Raw genomic sequence first — 2,663 nt, forward strand, 5'->3', positions numbered from 1 at the left:
CCGAGACATAGGCGACGCCCGCGCCCGCTAGCGCCATCCGCGCCGCCGCCTGGAGCAGCAACGTCGACTTGCCGATCCCCGGATCGCCGCCGATCAGCGTCGCCGAGCCCTCGACGAAGCCGCCGCCCAGCGCCCGGTCCAGCTCCGCGATCCCCGTCTGGCGCCGATCGGGCAGCGCCGCCGGCGCATCCAGCGCGTGCAGGCTGACCAGCCGCCCGCCACCCTGCAGATTGTGCCTGGCCCCAAACGGCGTCGCCAGCGCCGGCGCTTCCTCCACCAGCGTGTTCCACTCGCCGCAATCGCCGCACTGCCCCGCCCAGCGCGGCGACACGGACCCGCACGCCTGGCAGACATAGCGTTTCTGGAGCTTGGCCATGAACCCGCCTAGCACGAACGGAACGGGAGGAGAACATAGTCGGCGCCGTTCCCCCTCGCGCCGGCCGGGTCGCCGTGGCATGATTGCTCGATCAGCCCCGAGGTCACCATGCCGATCCTTGCCCTCCTGCTCGCCGCTGGCCGCGTTGCGGTCGCGCACGACGACGTTCGTCATCGCACCTATCTGCAGAACGCGAAGGATGCCGCGCTCGCCGGGTGCATCGCCGAAGCTTACCGGACCAGCCCGGACGCGAGCGGCGACGCCGTCGCGACCGCCGGCGGTTACATGCAGAACTTCACCGACTTCGACATCGAGCATGGCGGCGAGAAGTTGAGCGCGCTGATCACGCGGACGCTTACCCAGTCCTACCTGTCCATTCAGGGATCGTCTGTGCGACTCGATCTGATGAAGTGCCTGGACATGTATCACGGCCGCGAGCTCGACGCGTTGGTGCATCGCTACAGCGCGCATCCGCTTCACAGCTACGCGCGCGACTATCCGGACGGGTAGCGCGCGCCGCTCGACGGAGACTCACCCAAGCACGGCCAGCCCGGTCCGCACCGCCGGCCGCGCCAGCGCGCGATCAAGCCAGGCGGCGACCCGCGCGAACGCGCCGAACCCGAGCAGGCCGCCATCCCCGTCGACGCGACGCGCCGCGCGGACCCAGCCGATGCAGGCGATGTCCGCGATCGAATAGTCGCCGGCCAGCCAGTCGCGCCCGTCACCGAGCCGGGCCTCCATGACGCCGAGCAGCCGCCTGACCTCGTCGGCGAAGCGGTCGCGCGGGCGCTTGTCCTCCCAATCCTTGCCGCCCATCGCGGCGAAGAAGTTGAGCTGCCCGGCCATCGGCCCGAGCCCGCCGACCTGCCACCAGAGCCAGGCCAGCACCTCGTGCCGCGCCGCGTCGGATGGCAGGAAGCGGCCGGTCTTGTCGGCAAGGTAGGCCAGGATCGCGCCGGACTCCCACAAGCCGATCGGCTGGCCATCCGGCCCATCCGGATCGAGCACGGCGGGGATCTTGCCGTTCGGGTTCAGCGAGAGGAACTCGGGCGATTTCTGCGCCTGCGTCGCGAAGTCGATCCGGTGGGCCTCATAGGGCAGGCCACATTCCTCCAGCATGATCGACACCTTGACGCCATTGGGCGTCGGCAGCCCATAATATTGCAGCCGGTCGGGATGCGCGGGCGGATAGGCTTGCGTGATCGGGAAGGCGGACAGGTCGGTCATCGATTGCTCCTCGGCGATGCGATTTGCCGAACGCGCGGGCGGGGGGCTAAGGCACGCGACGATGCTCGCCTCCGATCTCCGCGTGGCGCTGTTCAGCGGCAACTATAATTACACGCGCGACGGACCGACCCAGGCGCTCAACCTGCTGGTCGGGCACCTGCTCGCGCGGGGCGCGGCGGTGCGCGTCTATGCGCCGACGACGGACAAGCCCGCTTTCGCGCCGACCGGCGACCTGGTCAGCGTCCCCTCCGTGCCGATCCCCGCGAACCGCGCGGAGTACCGGTTCACCACCGGGCTGCCCGCGTCCGTGCGCGCCGACCTGGAGCGGTTCGCGCCCAATGTGGTCCACCTGTCGGCGCCCGACATCCTGGGTCATCGCGCGGTAAGCTGGGCGCGCGCGCGCGGCATCGCGCGGGTCGCCTCGCTCCATACCCGTTTCGAGACATATCTGAGCTATTACGGGGTCGGCTTCCTCCGGCCGGTGCTGGTCCGCATCCAGAAGCGCTTCTACGACCGCGTCGACCGGGTGATGCCGCCGGGCGAGTCGATGGCGGCGGTGATCCGGGGCTGGGGCGTGACGACGCCGACCGCGATCTGGTCACGCGGCATCGATCACGATCGCTTCACGCCCGCGCGCCGCGACCTGGCGTGGCGGCGGAGCCTGGGCATCGGCGACGACGAGGTCGCGATCGGCTTCCTCGGCCGGCTGGTGAAGGAGAAGGGGCTCGACATCTTCGCCGGCGTGCTGGCGGCACTGCGCGAGCGGGGGGTGCCGCACCGCGTGCTCGTGGTGGGCGACGGGCCGGCGCGCGACTGGTTCGAGGCGCAGGCGCCCAAGGCGGTGTTCGCCGGCTTCCAGTCGGGGAACGATCTGGGCCGCGCGGTCGCCAGCATGGACGTGTTCTTCAACCCGTCGGTGACCGAGACGTTCGGCAACGTCACGCTGGAAGCGATGGCGGCGGGCGTGCCCGTCGTCGCGGCGCGGGCGACGGGGGCGGTCGACCTGGTCGAGCCGGGCCGCACCGGCTTCCTGGTGCCGCCCTGCGACATCGCCGCCTGG

4 protein-coding genes are annotated in these 2,663 nt (G+C 70.8%); 2 read left to right on the forward strand and 2 right to left on the reverse strand.

Annotation, left to right across the window (positions count from 1 at the left end; translation table 11 throughout):
- A partial coding sequence (locus HUU95_RS13750) for an ATPase domain-containing protein (RefSeq protein ID WP_174280621.1) occupies positions 1 to 376 on the reverse strand: 376 nt, incomplete at its 3' end.
- Positions 377 to 484: 108 nt separating this feature from the next.
- Between HUU95_RS13750 and HUU95_RS13755 the strand changes: the two genes are divergently transcribed.
- Complete coding sequence (locus tag HUU95_RS13755) at positions 485 to 886, forward strand: T6SS amidase immunity protein Tai4 family protein (protein WP_174280622.1); 402 nt, start codon at positions 485 to 487, stop codon at positions 884 to 886.
- Between the two features lie 21 nt (positions 887 to 907).
- Here the strand turns inward: HUU95_RS13755 and HUU95_RS13760 are convergent, their stop codons facing one another.
- Positions 908 to 1,603, reverse strand: a complete 696-nt coding sequence (locus HUU95_RS13760; protein WP_174280623.1) for a glutathione S-transferase family protein — start codon at positions 1,601 to 1,603, stop codon at positions 908 to 910.
- A 61-nt stretch (positions 1,604 to 1,664) separates the two neighbouring features.
- On the opposite strand from HUU95_RS13760, the gene HUU95_RS13765 reads away from it, so the two are divergent.
- On the forward strand, positions 1,665 to 2,663 hold a 999-nt coding region (locus HUU95_RS13765; protein ID WP_174280624.1), incomplete at its 3' end, for a glycosyltransferase family 4 protein.

The sequence above is a fragment of the Sphingomonas bacterium genome (assembly GCF_903643065.1).
In the GTDB taxonomy this organism is placed as follows: Bacteria; Pseudomonadota; Alphaproteobacteria; order Sphingomonadales; family Sphingomonadaceae; genus Sphingomonas.

Bases quoted from the DNA above. Each gene is read 5' to 3' on its own strand.
- HUU95_RS13755 (WP_174280622.1), top strand. From the start codon at position 485: ATGCCGATCCTTGCCCTCCTGCTCGCCGCTGGCCGCGTTGCGGTCGCG.
- HUU95_RS13760 (WP_174280623.1), bottom strand. From the start codon at position 1,603: ATGACCGACCTGTCCGCCTTCCCGATCACGCAAGCCTATCCGCCCGCG.